11 protein-coding genes are annotated in these 15,366 nt (G+C 56.1%); all 11 read right to left on the bottom strand.

What is annotated here, in order from left to right:
- Positions 1 to 3: 3 nt before the first annotated feature.
- The 11 genes from FHR94_RS00060 to FHR94_RS00005 all read right to left on the bottom strand — a co-directional run bounded on the left by FHR94_RS00060 (position 4) and on the right by FHR94_RS00005 (position 14,346).
- Complete coding sequence (locus FHR94_RS00060; RefSeq protein WP_183323262.1) at positions 4 to 771, bottom strand: hypothetical protein; 768 nt, start codon at positions 769 to 771, stop codon at positions 4 to 6.
- A 618-nt stretch (positions 772 to 1,389) separates the two neighbouring features.
- A complete protein-coding gene (locus tag FHR94_RS00050) occupies positions 1,390 to 2,109 on the bottom strand; it encodes a hypothetical protein (RefSeq protein WP_183323258.1) in 720 nt (239 codons plus the stop codon).
- Between the two features lie 20 nt (positions 2,110 to 2,129).
- Positions 2,130 to 3,218 (bottom strand): glycosyltransferase, encoded by a 1,089-nt coding sequence (locus FHR94_RS19940; RefSeq protein WP_221188306.1) that lies wholly within the window; start codon positions 3,216 to 3,218, stop codon positions 2,130 to 2,132.
- Positions 3,219 to 3,225: 7 nt separating this feature from the next.
- Positions 3,226 to 4,095 (bottom strand): glycosyltransferase, encoded by an 870-nt coding sequence (locus FHR94_RS00040; RefSeq protein WP_183323254.1) that lies wholly within the window; start codon positions 4,093 to 4,095, stop codon positions 3,226 to 3,228.
- Positions 4,096 to 4,124: 29 nt separating this feature from the next.
- On the bottom strand, positions 4,125 to 5,066 hold the full coding sequence (locus FHR94_RS00035; protein WP_183323252.1) for a hypothetical protein: 942 nt from the start codon (positions 5,064 to 5,066) through the stop codon (positions 4,125 to 4,127).
- An 81-nt stretch (positions 5,067 to 5,147) separates the two neighbouring features.
- Complete coding sequence (locus tag FHR94_RS00030) at positions 5,148 to 6,149, bottom strand: glycosyltransferase (protein ID WP_183323250.1); 1,002 nt, start codon at positions 6,147 to 6,149, stop codon at positions 5,148 to 5,150.
- A 63-nt stretch (positions 6,150 to 6,212) separates the two neighbouring features.
- On the bottom strand, positions 6,213 to 7,448 hold the full coding sequence (locus FHR94_RS00025; protein WP_183323248.1) for a glycosyltransferase family 61 protein: 1,236 nt from the start codon (positions 7,446 to 7,448) through the stop codon (positions 6,213 to 6,215).
- 59 nt (positions 7,449 to 7,507) lie between these two features.
- Positions 7,508 to 8,509 carry a UDP-glucuronic acid decarboxylase family protein gene (locus FHR94_RS00020; protein WP_183323246.1) on the bottom strand — a complete coding sequence of 334 codons (1,002 nt, stop codon included), beginning with the start codon at positions 8,507 to 8,509 and terminating at the stop codon, positions 7,508 to 7,510.
- A 153-nt stretch (positions 8,510 to 8,662) separates the two neighbouring features.
- The gene (locus FHR94_RS00015; protein ID WP_183323244.1) at positions 8,663 to 10,474 is read right to left on the bottom strand and encodes an ABC transporter ATP-binding protein; all 1,812 of its coding nucleotides are present in this window, start codon (positions 10,472 to 10,474) and stop codon (positions 8,663 to 8,665) included.
- Positions 10,475 to 10,550: 76 nt separating this feature from the next.
- On the bottom strand, positions 10,551 to 11,837 hold the full coding sequence (locus FHR94_RS00010; protein ID WP_246389766.1) for an exopolysaccharide biosynthesis polyprenyl glycosylphosphotransferase: 1,287 nt from the start codon (positions 11,835 to 11,837) through the stop codon (positions 10,551 to 10,553).
- Between the two features lie 328 nt (positions 11,838 to 12,165).
- Positions 12,166 to 14,346 carry a polysaccharide biosynthesis tyrosine autokinase gene (locus tag FHR94_RS00005; RefSeq protein WP_343064617.1) on the bottom strand — a complete coding sequence of 727 codons (2,181 nt, stop codon included), beginning with the start codon at positions 14,344 to 14,346 and terminating at the stop codon, positions 12,166 to 12,168.
- Between the last annotated feature and the right edge of the window lie 1,020 nt (positions 14,347 to 15,366).

Genomic DNA, 15,366 nt, shown 5'->3' with positions numbered 1-15,366 from the left:
CACCTACAGAGCTCCATGCTTTCGCTTCCATGCCCCTTCTACTGCGGCCGGCGCGCCCACTGGCCCCAGAACTTCCTCTTGGGTCATCAGCATCGCCTGGATCATGGCCACATTGGCGGCGACACTATCCTCACCATTGTTATCCAGCACCACCACCTTTACACGACCCGCCGCTTCACATTCCAGCGAACGAATAAACTCCACCCCCAGTGGGCCAAAGGCTCCGCCTTTATGATGATTGGCCACACGCAATCTTTCCGACTCTATTTCATTACGAACTCTTAGCCTTTCGTGGCGGCGCTCTCGAGATACTGACAGAACAAAAATCACAATGCTCTCGTTTTTTGCCAGCCTGCAGATCTGCTGCCGGGAGAAAAAGGCCCAGGCCGCCTGCTCTTTCAGTGAAGCAAACCGATGCATCAACAGAACATGGAAAACCCCTTCATCCACTAGATGCACCTCATGCTGAACTTTTTCATGCGACTTTCCCTTCTCGCAGGCCTTCTTATCGCCCTCCTCCACCGTCTTCAACGCAGCATAATAGACACATATGCGTTTGAACAGAGACAGTCTGGCATCCAGAAAGCAAAACCTCAGCTGCAGAAAAACCCAGGCCATGGTTGATCTAACCAGCATGAACAGATGCTGACGAACACGGTGTCGAGCTTCAATAAAGAAAGGCGCCTCGTTGCTCAGCGCCTTGAGGTGCGCGGTCTTACCTGCGCCGGTGGGGCCGATGATTTCTACGATACCCTGCGTGTGTGACATCATGATTTTTCATTTACAGGTGCTTGCTATTGCGGGATGATACCCCTGCGCGCTCTTTGAATTCATAACCTAGCCGCTCAACATCGGTGGCATAAAAGCACCGCACCACCTCCACCATATGCGCATCATAAGCGTCAAGGTATGCGCCCTAGGGCCCCTTGCGAAGATGCGGCAGTATCACCTGAGCACTCAGACAATGGCTCACATGTGAAAAATCTCGCTCCAGCTGTTCGAAACGCTCGATAAAATCCATCATCAGCTCACCGCTGACCGGATTCACTGACTGGCATAAGCCGAGTTTTCAAGAAGAATTACGAACTCTCGAAATGAGGAAACCTCCGATAACATGACGCTGGCCCAGCGATGATCCCGATGCCCATCGGATCCGGCGCGACTCGCAAAGTAATGATATCCTGAATACAAACGTTCCCGGGGATTTCGAACGAAAGTAAAGGTGAAGTAATTATCTACAAGATCAGGCGCATAGGCCAGGTGGTGACGGATAGGTCGATGTCCTACGGGCTCACCAAACAAGGCACTGGAAACACGGCTACCATTTCCCAGTGAAACTGGAGGTGCTTCAACCAGACCTCTGCTCTGTCCTTGAGTGTCAGCATTCCTTCAAGGCTCTCTACTGCAATAGGCGTGTATCAACTGGCGCGCACGGGCTGCTACCTCGTCCACATCGCCTTGATTCTCCAACTCATCCATTGCAACATGCTCAAACATGCGGCTAGCCAGGGTCCGCTTGGCCTCTTCTCGAAAGAACAAAAGCTCTCCCGGGGTCGGACACTCTCCTCTGAAGTGTGGATTGAAATTCGGGTTAGCCATTTCCAGAGGCCCCATTCTTTTCTTTCTCCACTCGTGCCGAGTTTCTGGACGCACCTTGACGAAAATCACTAGGACACGATAATGCGAAAAACGTTGCAAAGCCCTCAGGCAAAAATTACGCCATATCCTGTACTGATTCTGGTTATGACAAGAATAATCCATCATGATGCGCAACGGCCCTTCGTCAAGCAAAAAGATGCCACTTCGACGGTCAGCATACCAGTCAAGGCCTGCATTGATTTTCGAAAACCTTTTTACCAGCCTATCTTTTGAAAAACCATCCAAATCATGACCGTCAAAAGTTCGCCTCGTGAAGATTTCTTCAATAATCCGAGACTTGGCTCTATGAAAAATTGAGCGGTGCGGCACGCCGACATGGGAAAACTCATGTCCATGACGACGCCGTATATAATCAATCAATGTTGACTTTCCGCTGCCTGCCGGCCCCACAAACTCTACAAAAAAGGCAGGCGACGTCAACACATTCTTTGATAAACGAAAGTCACGCATACACGATCAGATACCGTGATTCACTTAGCTAACAAGTCGAGGTGCTTGCTTGCCGCTATCGCCGGCGAAAACTCTGTGGCCCTGGCTTTCAGTCGTTGGGTATCATGCTCGGACGCCAAGGCATCCGCCAAGGCATCCGCCATGGCCGTATCATCGCCTACCGGCACCAGACGACCATACTCGCCATGCTTCAATATTTCAGCGGGTCCGGAAGGACAATTGGTCGATACGACGGGAGTTCCGCACGCCAAGGCTTCAATGATGACATTGCCAAACCCTTCAAAATCCGAAGCTAGTACGAAGAGATCCGCTGTCAAGTAAAAAGGAGTGGGGTCTGCATGGAAACCGGCAAAAATCACCTTGTGGCCAATATCCAGCTCAACCGCAAGCCGGCGCAGCTCATCTTCTTCGGCGCCAGCGCCTACCAACATGAGTCGTGCATTACGTCTTTCCAGTCTCGCAAAGGCACGCAGCAGCATGGCATGATTCTTTTGTGGCTTGAAACTTCCCACCGATACGATGCGCTGTCCGCCGGCTATTCCCCAACACGCAGTTGCCCTGGCCATGGCCTCCCGGCTGGGAGGGGGACGACATGGCACCGGGTTATGGATCACCGTGAAGCGGTCTCGCTCGAGCCCGGAAAGCGCCGCCAGATCGCGTGACACGCCCTCCGACACCGCCACGCGCGACCGGGCAAGCCGGTACCCCAAGGCCATACTGAAGCGAAGCAGCCGCAAATGCAGCGACCCCTGGGCCGCGTACTGTGCCGATAGCGTGTTGTGCTCCGATATCAGCACGTCACAAGGATGACCGGAAAGCCTAGACGCCAAGGGCGCGACGACTGTCAGCGGCCACATGGCCACAAGCAGCGCGTCGGGCTGGTAACGCCTAAGGTACCGAGCGAGCGCCCAAGGCAGCTGACGGATACGGCGACAGGCAAGATCGTGCACCGCAAAGGAGGCCATCGCTTCGCTAAGCAACTCACCCTGCGCCTGCATCAGCACGAACTCGACGCCATGTCCCAGCCGGCGGAACTCGCCCGCCAGCGACAGCCGGATACGCTCGACCCCTCCCCCGCGAAGGTCTGGTAGCACGATCGCGATCTTCACCCCTGGGTCAACCCCTCTCGGCCGCACAGCGGCCCGATTTCAACTTCCGAAAGTAGAAGTAGCGAAACACCTTGATACGATAGGCCACCCAGAAGGCCAACATTCTTGTGCGCAGGAAGGCGCCGTCCTGTCTTGCAATATGGGCACTAGCCTCGAGAGGGGGGCATAGCGACCTGAAAATAGTGAGGCGATACTGGGGATTGATCGCCAACTTACCTCCCGTGGTTCTTCGCACCTTGCGAGCCATTTCCGACCAGGTACGACGCGCCGGATGCCCGACAACCGCCTGCTGGCAATACCTGATCGTATATCCCATTGCCGTGGCACGGCGATTCCACTCGATGTCGCCACCTGACAGTAAGTCCTCATTGAACATCCCCACCGTGTCAAACAAATTAGCACGTGCCAGCAGGTTCGCCGTCACGCCCACGCCGCGGGTGACATTCTGCGGCTGATCAAAGGCAAAAAGGCTTTCATAGCACTCCGTCGGCGTCATTTTCTTGTTATCACTCAATACCTCAATGCACCCGGCTACTCGATCTGCATTATCGGCTACGAGAGCTGCGATACCATGTGTTAGCCAGTCCGGCTGAGGCAGGCAATCAGAGTCCGTAAAGGCCAAAAACTGTCCTCTAGCAGCTTTCAATCCTGCATTTCTTGCCGCGTACGCACCCGGCTTGCGCTCCTGAAGCATTCTAACGTTTTTGGGTAAGCACCAGCCGGCCGGAGGCGCGTCGTCAGGATCGTTATTCACAACGACCACTTCGTATTCTTTGTCAAGCATCGACTGATGGGCCAGCGCACCAAGACATTGCTGCAGGCGCTGCCAGTCACGATATGTAGGGATAATGACAGAAACCAATACGGGCTCATCCACGATGACCACCAAAACGACCGACTCGGAGTTTATTGGTAAAGACTTGTTGGCAGCCGGGCCGACTCCATCGGCCTGGCCTGACATTCACCACGCATCACGGTAGGCCACAGCTGCAAACCATCGATCACGTTTTTCAACTGAACATCGTTCTGTCCCCCTACGCGATTAACCGCATCCAGAGAGTGCCGAGCAAGCTCCTTTTTGACCTGGCAACGAGCAGAGTGCCCCAAGCACCGGACTGACGTGCCGGACTTGAGGCAAACCGCCCAGAACCAGATATCATCCGCAGTGGGGCAATATCTCATGGCACGCTTCCGATCCAACAGCAAGTCATGGTCTAAAATATGGGGGGGATAGAGAATCCCCCCGACGCCTGTTAATAGGGTGCGGTGGGAAGGCGTCGAGAGCGTCGCGTATTTCCATTCAATATAGGGAAGCAAGCCAGTCCGACCCAACGTGACTTCCCGCCCTCTATGACCAATCACACTTTCTGGATATCGCCGTGATGCCTCGACTAACTGCCCAAGGCGCCATGGCTCATAGTACACGTCGTCATCAAACGTGACGATCGTGGCATCGGGGTAGTGGTTGCGGGTCGGTAACAGTTTCTTATAGCTGCGAGTGTTTCTTTTTGTCCATAATACCTCGAGTCCACGCTCGGTCTGTGCTCGCAACCTCTTGGGCAGTTTCTTTTCGGGAAACTCTTCTTCCGCAAGCACCAACACTACTTTCCAAGGCTTGAACTCTTGCTGAAACAGAGTTTCAACCGTAATCCAGGCATGATGGATCCGGGCCGGAAACGAGGTCAAGCTGACAACAACATTGGAATCGGGGTTGCCGATAAACGGCTGGCGCTGATGTTGCAACAGCTTCCAAACCTTAAGCTCATTCGCTAGATTGCGACGCACCACGACCACAGCATCGTAGCCACGGTGGGCCCCCGGTATTTTTTTTGCCAGTGCCTTAAGCATCGTCCTACCTAGTGGCCCGTCAAGAGATTGTCATTTATAGTCGCACGTGATCCAACAACGGACCCAAGAACCGGACTGCTCTTAAAACCATTTTCTTATAGCTTTATGCACTTGGCCGGCATATTTTATGAAACCGTGGTTACTGGCATTTTCTGGCCGGTGAAACGCGTGAATAAGCGTATACACCCCCGCCGGATACAGCGCTGACAGGCTCGAAAGGCTTTCCCTCAAATTCTCGTCATGGCGATACAGCTGCTCCACCGCGTGAATTTGGTAATCACTAAAACAAAGCTGGCTCGCAAACAGCTTGGTCACCTCTTCCTTCTGCTGCGGTGAGAAATCTGCATAAATCTCAAGGCAGCTTGCATATGCCGCCATGATTCGAACAAAGTGCCTGGCCTTATCTTCGTTACGAGAAGCGCTGTCAGCTCGTATCAAATAAAAATACAGCGTATCGGCGACCGTGGCAACACATGTCGCTTCAGAAAAACAACCGACATTTACTACATAATCTTCAGAGGCATCGACTTTTCTATCCAGAGGTATCGTGCCATGCTTTTTTATCAGCTCTGCTTTGTATAATTTATTCCAAAGCACCCCGGAGCCATATTGCCTACTGCAAAAAGCTTCCAGAAGATGATGATGACGAGCAAAGGAATGCGTAAATCTTACTTTCCTGCCGAGAGATTCGCCTGATTCAGACACCTTCTCTGCACCACATACGACAATGTCAGCATGATGGGCCTGCGCCACCTCAAACAGGCGCTCCACCATGTGTGGTGCGACTTTGTCATCACTATCGACAAACCCGATAAAGCGTCCTCGTGCCTCGCGAATCCCTCTCGCTCGAGCGGCATGGACTCCCACATTATGCTCTAGGTCAATAAGCCTCACGCGGCTATCACGCGTGAAACCTTCCAGCACCGCACCGGAGGTCTTGTCGGTCGACGCGTCGTTGACGACGATAATCTCGAGATCAGGATGTGACTGATGAACAAGTGACTCCACACATCCATTTATATAATCCTCTACATTGTAAGCTGGCACAATCATGGATACAAGGCTGTCGGAATTTGCTTCCACTTGTGCACTCTCCCATCCGGTTCTCGCACCAGAACCTCAAAAAGACCCGATTAACCTGAGGCGCTATCCTTTTCTGATATCCAAAGCGTGGCCGGATGTCCCAACATGCCGGCTGACAACCTCTACCACCGACTCAATTTGGCCATCTAGCAACACCATGTCATCATTAATACCACCCTCGTCTTCTGCTGCCGCCCGGCAAACATAAGGATAATAGATCACCTGGTTTTGTTCCGCCAACTCTTTAAAACAAGGCACCAGGTGCCGCTCTGAAAGAAAATCGATGACCACAGTACCAGGGCAACACCACACCAGATTTGTCAGAGATGCACCATGAGGCGCACAAATTATCGAGGCAGAGGAAAAAAGATGTTGCTGCTCCTTAATACTCAATCCTGTTAAGGCATGCACTTCAAACCCTTCTTGGCGAAGGCGCTCCCGCAGTCGATCTTCATTGACAAGTCTTCGCCGACTGGCATCGGCTCGCGACACGAAGACCAACCGTCCATTTCCCCCTGACCTAGGTGACCACCCCGACATGTCATGAATTGCACGAGATAGCCACGGAGGAAGATTTGCAGCCCCCTTGTCGCGAATCGGAATAACGACCTTTTCAACAAACAGGACGTCGTACTTGGCATAAGGTATTACTTGCTCCTCCCTTACACCACACTGCCATAACACTTCCCACTGCCAGGCCAGCTCTGCGAAAGGCACAAGATAATAATCTGGCCACTCTGACCGAGGTAGATTATTTTTTATATACCAGACATCGGCAATTACGTCGGCCCAGAAATGGTAATAATTGATATTGTCAAAAACGCGATTGCCTAACAAGGCTACCGTGGCAGACAGGTGCTCCATTTTTTTCCCATTGCGCCAGATGCCGAAATGAGTCAACATGAAGTTCAATGAAAACAATACCGACTGCGCACCTGGATACTTCAATGGTCGGTAATGCCGGGTACAGACAATGGCCTTTCGTGAGGCAGGGTGCCTTTGATGAATCTCCGGCGGTCGACACATCAACAGCTTGGCCTTGGACAAAACACTGACGCCAGAATACGTGACTTTTTTGTTGCCTTTCCACTTCGGCTGCACGGCCAACATTTCTTGAGCACTGGCCGCCTCCACAAACCAGTCTTGTGCCGTCACCGTATCCTGATACCACGAAGAAAACCTGGAGCGCCTAGGGCTCACAAACCAAACATGCTCCAGAAGAACAGGAGTTTTCTTCATCGCCCCCCTGATGACGTTGTTCACCACTTTCTTCACGAACATTATCACAGGCTTGGCCATACAATTTCTCAAGGCAACACTATCTCAGGAAAGGTCAGCGTAGGCGTGCCGGACTCGTTTCAAGATGCCTTGACGGCAAGCTCCGGTATGTTGACATCCGCGTTGACATTCACGGCGTCACCATGGCGTTGCAACAGGCCGGCAAAATAGTCGATCGTCGCCTTCAACCCCTCTTCCAGTGCCACGGTGGGCTGCCAGCCCAACTTTTCCCTGGCCTGGCCGAGCTCCGGCCGGCGCTGCCTGGGATCATCCATGGGCAAGGGGTGGTAGCTGAGCTGGCTATGGCTGCCCGTGAGCCGGATCACCTTTTCCGCCAGCTCGCGCATCGAGAACTCGCCATCGTTTCCGAGATTGACAGGTCCGACCACCTTGTCGGTATTCATGAGTCGAATCAGCCCATCCACCAGGTCATCGACATAGCAGAAACTACGCGACTGATGGCCATCTCCATAGATGGTGATCTCCTTGCCCTGTAGGGCCTGCATGATGAAGTTGCTGACCACGCGTCCATCGTCAGGATGCATCCGTGGTCCGTAGGTATTGAAAATACGCGCCACTTTTATATCAAGATTGTACTGTCGATAGTAATCGAAGAACAGCGCTTCGGCGCAGCGCTTACCTTCGTCATAACAGCTCCTTCTGCCGATGGGATTGACCATGCCGCAATAGGATTCAGGCTGAGGGTGCACCTCCGGGTCGCCATAGACTTCGCTCGTCGAAGCCTGAAGAATTTTAGCTTTGGTGCGCTTGGCCAGTCCCAGAAGATTGATCGAGCCGTGGACATTCGTCTTGATGGTCTGCACCGGGTCGAGCTGATAGTGCACGGGGCTTGCCGGACAGGCGAGATTATAGATCTGATCGATTTCTACATAGAGGGGGAAATTGATATCGTGGCGTATGATCTCGAACCTCGGATTGCCGTGCAGATGCAGGATATTGTCCTTGCTTCCCGTCGAGAAGTTGTCGACACAGATGACGTTGTTGCCTTCATTCAGCAACCGCTCGCAGAGGTGCGAGCCCAGAAACCCGGCGCCGCCGGTCACGAGTATGGTATTGATCATGGTATTCTCCCTTGCCCTTTTGAAGAATCGCCACGCAAGCAGCGCGCCACGTCAGCCCAGTTGGCCCTGACATGAACGTTGCCGATCGGGTTTTGTTTATGTAGCTGCTTTTCCCAAAAAGAGCTTGCCCAGAAAAGGCAAATTTACGTTCTTTTATGCATGTTGCGCCATGCGCTGGAACGTCCTGCTGTGCTTCAACAAGGATGGATAATTGCCCTGATCCACGACCTGCCCTCCGGAAAGCAGATAGATGTGGTCGCACTGCCTAACTGTCGCCAGGCGATGGGCCACCATGATGACCGTCTTCTTGCCAGAGAAGTCATGGATAGCCTTCATGATGGCGTTCTCGGTGATGCCATCCAGGGCACTGGTGGCTTCGTCCAGGATCAGCACCTCCGCGTCGTGGTAGAGCGCCCGGGCAATCCCGATACGCTGACGCTGACCACCGGACAACTGCACGCCGCGCTCACCGACCCGGGTTTCCAGCCCCTCGGGCAGCTCGTTTAGCAGCTCATCCAGATGCGCCAGGTGGGCCGCATGCCGAACCTTATCGTCCTCGATGATATCGGGCGGCAACCCGAAGCCGATGTTCTCGCGGATGCTGCTGTCCGCCAGGAAGATCGCCTGGGGCACGAACCCCAGGGCGTTCTGCCAGGCACGGCGGTTACCGGCTGTCACCGGCCGCCCATCCACCAAGAGCTGGCCCCGGCACGGCTCGATCAGTCCCAGCAGCAGATCGATGGCGGTCGACTTGCCGGAACCGGAGGCCCCCACCAGACCAATCACCCGATTGACCGGTATCTCCAGGTCCACCCCCTTCAACGCCGGCTGCTGCTTGCCGGGATAGGTGAAGCTGACGTTTTCCAACCGAATAGCATGGTGCGGCGCCCAGCTGTCTGCTCGCGGCTTACGAGGCTGGTGGCTAGGTATGGCCGGTGGCATCAGGGCACTGGCGCGCAGGTCATCCCGCAACCCCTCGAAGGCCGCCAGGTTGCCGCGGATGCGCGAGACACTGGTATAGACTTGCTGAAAGGCCGGCAGCAGCTTGAAGCCTGCCAGGGCGTAGACGGAGAGCACCGGCAGAATGGTGCCCAGGTTGCCTTGGTGAACGGCCAACAGATAGAGCACCAGAAAGATCACGCTGCCGAACGCCACCAACTCCATGGCGTAGCGGGGCGCCTGGCTCATGGCCTGATTGGTGCCCTGCGCCCTGGCGAAGCGCTCGCAGGCCCTGTCGAAACGCTCGGTGAACCACTGCTGGCGCCCTAGCAGCAACGCATCCTTGATGCCGCCGAACCCTTCTCCCATCAGCTGGAAGCGCTGACGCTGAACACCGGAAATCGTCTTACCATTGCGAATCAGGCGTTTTCGCACTGTGCGGTAAAGCAGAATGTAGGCGGCGGAGAAGATCCCCAACCCGGCCAGCGCGACCAGCGGGTTGTAGAGAAAGATCGCCAATGACATCAGCAAGGCCATCACCAGCTTGGCATTCATCTGCATCAGCGGATTGATGATCCCATTGGTGATTCGTCCGCACTCCTGGGCGATCTGGTTGGTCAGCTGGCTGCTGCTGCCCGTGGCGTGGAACAGCCAAGGCTGATGCATGTAGTGGCGATAGAGCCGACTGGACAGCTCGGCCCCGACCCGCGCCCCGTACATGGAGAGCCGCCAGATGGTGAACATCGAGACCAGCGCCGCCCCGGTGAGCACCACCAGCACTCCAATGCCCAGCCAGAACAGAAAGGCGCGTGGCGTCTCGACACCGCTGGCATGGTAAAGCCCGGCGATCATTCCCTCGCCCTGCAGCTGGCTCATGTCACCCACCAGGGCCATGAAGGGACCAATGGACACCACCCCAGCGATCTCGGCAATGGACATCAGTACCACCAGCCCCTGCAGGCGCAGCAGCTTCCTGCGCTGCTCGGCGGTGAGAAGAGTGTAGAGTTCCTTGAGCTGACTCAGCATGGAAAGGGGTGCCTGGGTAGAACGCGCCTGGGTAGAGGGCGCGTATCGTGACGAAAGGCCAGGCCGGCGGTGTCGCTCAGCGCGAGCCGAAACCGGTCAATACGGTGCGGATGGTGCGCAGCACGATCAGCAGGTCGAGCCAGAACGAGATGTTCTTGATGTAATAGAAGTCGTACTCCAACTTGCGGACCATGCCCTCCACCTCGGCGGCGTAGCCCTGCTCCACTTGGGCCCAGCCGGAGATGCCAGGACGCACCACATGACGATAGTGAAAGAACGCCACATCCTTCTGATACCAGTCGGCCAGGTCCATGCACTCCGGTCGCGGGCCAATCAGGCTCATCTCCCCCTTTAGCACATTGAACAGCTGCGGCAGCTCATCCAGCCGATACTTGCGGATCACCCGGCCAACACGCGTGATGCGCGGGTCGTGGCCATGCCGAGTAAAACCGGCCCCCTGGCGATCACAGAACATGCTGCGAAACTTGTAAACCGTGAAGGGGCGGCACTGAAACCCCATGCGCTGCTGGGCGAACAACGCCGCCCCCCGGCTGTCCAGGCGGATAGCAGTGGCGATGATAGCCATCAACGGCAGCGCCACGGGCAGTAGGGCCAGCACGATGAGCAGGTCCAGGCCACGTTTGATCACCTGATAGCCTTCATCCGGCTGCAGGCTACCGTAGCGATTCTCGTGAAGATAGCCGATCTGGACCCGGCCGGTCAGCCACTCATAGGTGCTGCTGACGTGGTAGACGGGTATCCGCTCCAGGGTGCAGTCCGCCAGGAAACGCTCCCACTCCGGCGGTAGCTCGGTGCACAGGTCGGCGACCACCGCATCCACGTAGGCCTGGCCCAGGGTCGGGGCACGCAGGCTGAGCCACTCCACGCCATGGTTGTGGCATAGCCCGGGGGCCTTGCCGAAAGGCACCACGGCCAGCTTGAGCACCCGGTAACGGCGTCCGAACCAGTAGCCGGCGGTACAGTACAGCGCCGTGAGCAAGTAGCTGGCGACATAGAGCCGAAGATGCAGGGCATTTTCCGTCCCCTGCACCACGAGGTAGGGCACCAGATAACAGACCGTGGCGGCCGGTAGGCTCAGCAGGTAGGCGCAAGTGCCCGGTAAGCGCCCCATGCGCTGCACGGTCGTCATCGCGCTCCAGTAAGCCAGCGCTATAAGCAGCAAGGTCAGCCACTGCGTGGCATCGGCCGTCTGCCAGAAGGCGCCTCCCCAGGCCGCCAGCGACGGCAGCAGCACGGTGAGCATGCCCCCCAGCCATAACTGCAGCTTGCCGTTATGGAATAATCGCTTGAAATAACGCGAATGCTGCCCCTGCCCCGGAAAGGCGGAAGCCATCGTGACCATAATGAAAAGAGACTCGTGTTGTACAGGAAGTCCTGTTGAGAGCTCCTTTTAACCCCAGCCATAGTGGGCACCGGGGGCAAGGCGAAGCGAGTGTCCTTTGCCATGGGTGAGGCGGAAGTAGAAGAACATCCAGTGGATGTTCTTCCCGCCGAACGGGTTGGCCATGGATGGCCAACCCAGGCCCTGCAAGCGGAGCAGGACGCGAGAGCGCCGCAGGGCAAAGGTAGCGCCCAGGGAGGGATTCACAGCGCGCTCGCCAAGCCTTGCCGACGGAAAAGCCCACACTGTCTGAATGGTTGGGAAAGAAGTTCTTAATGGGGTAATCGGCTTACTTGTAGGCGTAGTTATAATAGCTGTACTTGGTCGACGCCTTGCGCTGCATGCCATTGAGGATGGCGCCCTTGAGCACCACACCGCTGTTTTCCAGTTTCTCTATCGTGGCCTCTATCTCGCCCGGAGGCGTCATGCCGAACCGCGCGACCAGCAGGCTGGTCCCCACCTGCTTACCGACGATGGCGGCATCCGTCACCGCTAGCACCGGCGGCGTATCGATGATCACCAAGTCGTAACCTGATGACGCCTCCGCCAGCAGCCGGGTGAAGCTTTCTCGCATCAGCAACTCGGAAGGGTTATCCGGCAAGAAGCCGCGGGCGATATAGTCCAGCCCCGGCACCTCGGTCCCCCGGATGGTCTCCTGCAGAGTCAGCTGGCCGACCAGCAGGTCGGAAAGCCCGCCGTCACTTTCACCATGAAAGACCTCATGGATATGCCCCTTGCGCATGTCCCCGTCGATCACCAGCACCCGCTTGCCCACCTGCGCAAATACCGCCGCCAGGTTAATGCACAGGAAGCTCTTGCCCACGGCCGTGGCGGGCCCGGTGATCATGAGCCGATTGTCAGGGGCCTCCAGCATGGTGAAGTGCAGGCTGGTGCGCAGACTCCGTAGCGCCTCGACCGCCAGGTCGGTAGGGCTGCGCAGGGCCAACACGTCGGCCCCCTCCGCGCCATGAGGCCGACGCTCTCCCGACCGCACCCCATGGGCAAGTCGCCTCTGCTCTCTGGAGAGCGGGATGGTGGTATAGACCGGCAGGCCCTGCGCCCCGAGCTGTTTAGGCGTTTCGATCCCGCGGTTCAGCACGTAGCGGACCATGACGATGGCCACGGCCACTCCCAGTCCCAGCAGCAGGCTCATCAGCAGAATCACGTCCGATCGCGGCGCAATGGGACCCGGCTGGACCACCGCCGCGTCGAGTATCCTGACGTTGCCGATGGCCCCCGCCTTGACCAGGCGCATCTCCTGCTGCTTGTTGAGCAGCTGAACATAGATCTCCTGATTGACCCGTGTGGCGCGCTCCAGGCGGAGGACCTGCTGCTGGGCATCAGGCAGCTCTTCGATGCGGGCCTCCAGCTCGGCCTTGTTGGCTTGCAACTGCTGACGCTTCTCAAGCAGCGCCTGGTAGGTGGGGTGGACGCGAGTAATACGTAGCTGCAGCTCGAGCCGCCTGAACTCGAGATCCGCCAGCTGATTCTCGATCGCCACTAGCGAATTCAGCAAGGCCTCGGTCTGGAAGTCTAGGTCCACGGAGTCGTGCTGGACGCGATAGCTGTTAAGGTCAGTTTCCGAAGCGGCCAGCTGGTCACCGACCTGGGGGATCTGCTCTTCCAGAAATTCAAGCTGTCGATCGGCCTCCGCCGACTGACGTTCGATATTCTGGGCCAGAAAGACCTGCATGATGGTATTGAGCGTGCGCTCGATGCTCGCCGGGTCCTCCCCCGTCAAGTTGAGGCTCACCAGCCAGACCCCTTCCGCCTGCATGCTGCTGAACCGCGACTTCAGTCCGTTGATGGCCCCCAGCCGGCTACTGAGATGCAGCTGGAACTCGGCCCCCGCATGGGCCTCGAGGCGCTGCACGAAGAGGCGATGGCCGGCGTCGCCGTGGACCGTCTCACCTACCTGGCCGGTCAGCACGCGGCGCCCCCCCTGGTGCAGGGTGTAACGTCCCTGGCCCTGGGCGCGGAGGATATAGGGCCCACCCGCCGCCTCTTCCGGTACCTCGAAGCGCGACACCTCGGCGAACTCCCCCGCCCAGACATAGGGTTGGCCCGCCAGGAAAGGGGGTAAGGTCACGCCCTTGTTGACCAGGAAGTTGCCGAGCAGGGGAAAGCGCCTGGGCGTGACACCGAGGGTCAGGGTCTCACGGTCGACGGCCTCTCCCAGCACCATTCGTGAGCGCAGTATGCCGATCTCGGTGAGCGTGCGGTTCTGCCCGACCCCACCCTGCCCGGGCCCTCCCGACAGATTGATCAGCGAACTGTTCTCGCTTTCAACCTGAATCAGCGAATCGGCGCTGTAAATGCGCGGCTGTGCGCCGGCATACAGGTAACCGCCGATGCCGAACAGCATCACGCTCAAGGCAATCAACCACTTGTGATCGAGCAGCCAGCCGACGAAGTGATTGAGATCAATATCCTGTGGGCCTGTGTGCGTCGAAGGGGACTGCTCTGTCACTGGGTAACCTTCGCGATTCGCCCGGCAGGCATCCAACACAGCAACTTCCCATTACCTCAGCTGCCTTCCGGAGCCTCGCCAGGCGCTTAAATAACTCATCTGAATAAGCCACATACTCACTAGATCTCATGATCCTAGCTTTCGGAAACCTCGAAATTAGTCGTCACGATCAGCCGCTACAGCAACGCGTGAAGACGGTTCTACACGCTTCAATGCGCTGCTTTTTCTTGACTCACCAATGCATCATTCGCTGGCTTTAATGGGTGCTGCCGTGCGTCCTTCACGCCTCATCTTCCCTGTCGCCCCCTGGCAACACAAATCCATACCTCACCACCACCAAGGCCCGAATTTTTCATGTAGCTCATTGAAAATAATTAAAAAAATAAATCATGCCAGAGCTCCCTTTAGATAAAATTTGATGCATAATCTGTTAGCGACACGCCGGCTATCTGAAACTTTCGGCCACGCTACCGCTAGGACATCGCCGCCGTCCCATGGCCCGTCATCGTTGTCTGAAACATGGCCTTAATAATAAGACATTCTGGAAAATATACCTCGGTTTTCTCAAGCATTAAATAATATCCACATCAGAAACAAATTTTTGATTCTTTATACTGGCATAAAGAATATTACTTAACTTCTTGCATACAAATAAAGTGGCAAGCTTAACCGCCAGATTCATCATTAATTTAGAATAGACTTGACGAGAAAAAGCCTTTTCTTGTCACTTCAAAAAGTGCGAAATAACTCATACTTTATAGTTAAATATTTAATATTTAGACTCAAAACATCCCGGGCCAATGGCACTAAAGGGGGCGTCCCCGCAAAACGCAGGCATAGAGCCGGTCCGACGTATCGGCGATGGCGCCACCGTCGCCGCGCTCTACTATTTCCCCGCCCCAAACGCACGGCGCCCGGTCCAAGGTGAACTGCACCCCGAAAGTTGGACACCCAATCCAACCTTCGGGGTGTTTCTATGCGGAACCAGTACAGCGACCAGTTTAAGCTGCAAGTGGTGCA

The organism is Halomonas cerina (genome assembly GCF_014192215.1).
In the GTDB taxonomy this organism is placed as follows: domain Bacteria; phylum Pseudomonadota; class Gammaproteobacteria; order Pseudomonadales; family Halomonadaceae; genus Halomonas; species Halomonas cerina.
Note: the sequence above shows the minus strand (reverse complement) of the source record. Positions and strands in the feature narration are given on the sequence as shown.

What these genes read in the sequence shown, in the direction of transcription:
- FHR94_RS00060 (WP_183323262.1), bottom strand. Translation starts at nt 771, where the DNA reads ATGATGTCACACACGCAGGGTATCGTAGAAATCATCGGCCCCACCGGC.
- FHR94_RS00050 (WP_183323258.1), bottom strand. Translation starts at nt 2,109, where the DNA reads ATGCGTGACTTTCGTTTATCAAAGAATGTGTTGACGTCGCCTGCCTTT.
- FHR94_RS00035 (WP_183323252.1), bottom strand. Translation starts at nt 5,066, where the DNA reads ATGCTTAAGGCACTGGCAAAAAAAATACCGGGGGCCCACCGTGGCTAC.
- FHR94_RS00025 (WP_183323248.1), bottom strand. Translation starts at nt 7,448, where the DNA reads ATGGCCAAGCCTGTGATAATGTTCGTGAAGAAAGTGGTGAACAACGTC.
- FHR94_RS00020 (WP_183323246.1), bottom strand. Translation starts at nt 8,509, where the DNA reads ATGATCAATACCATACTCGTGACCGGCGGCGCCGGGTTTCTGGGCTCG.
- FHR94_RS00015 (WP_183323244.1), bottom strand. Translation starts at nt 10,474, where the DNA reads ATGCTGAGTCAGCTCAAGGAACTCTACACTCTTCTCACCGCCGAGCAG.
- FHR94_RS00010 (WP_246389766.1), bottom strand. Translation starts at nt 11,837, where the DNA reads ATGGTCACGATGGCTTCCGCCTTTCCGGGGCAGGGGCAGCATTCGCGT.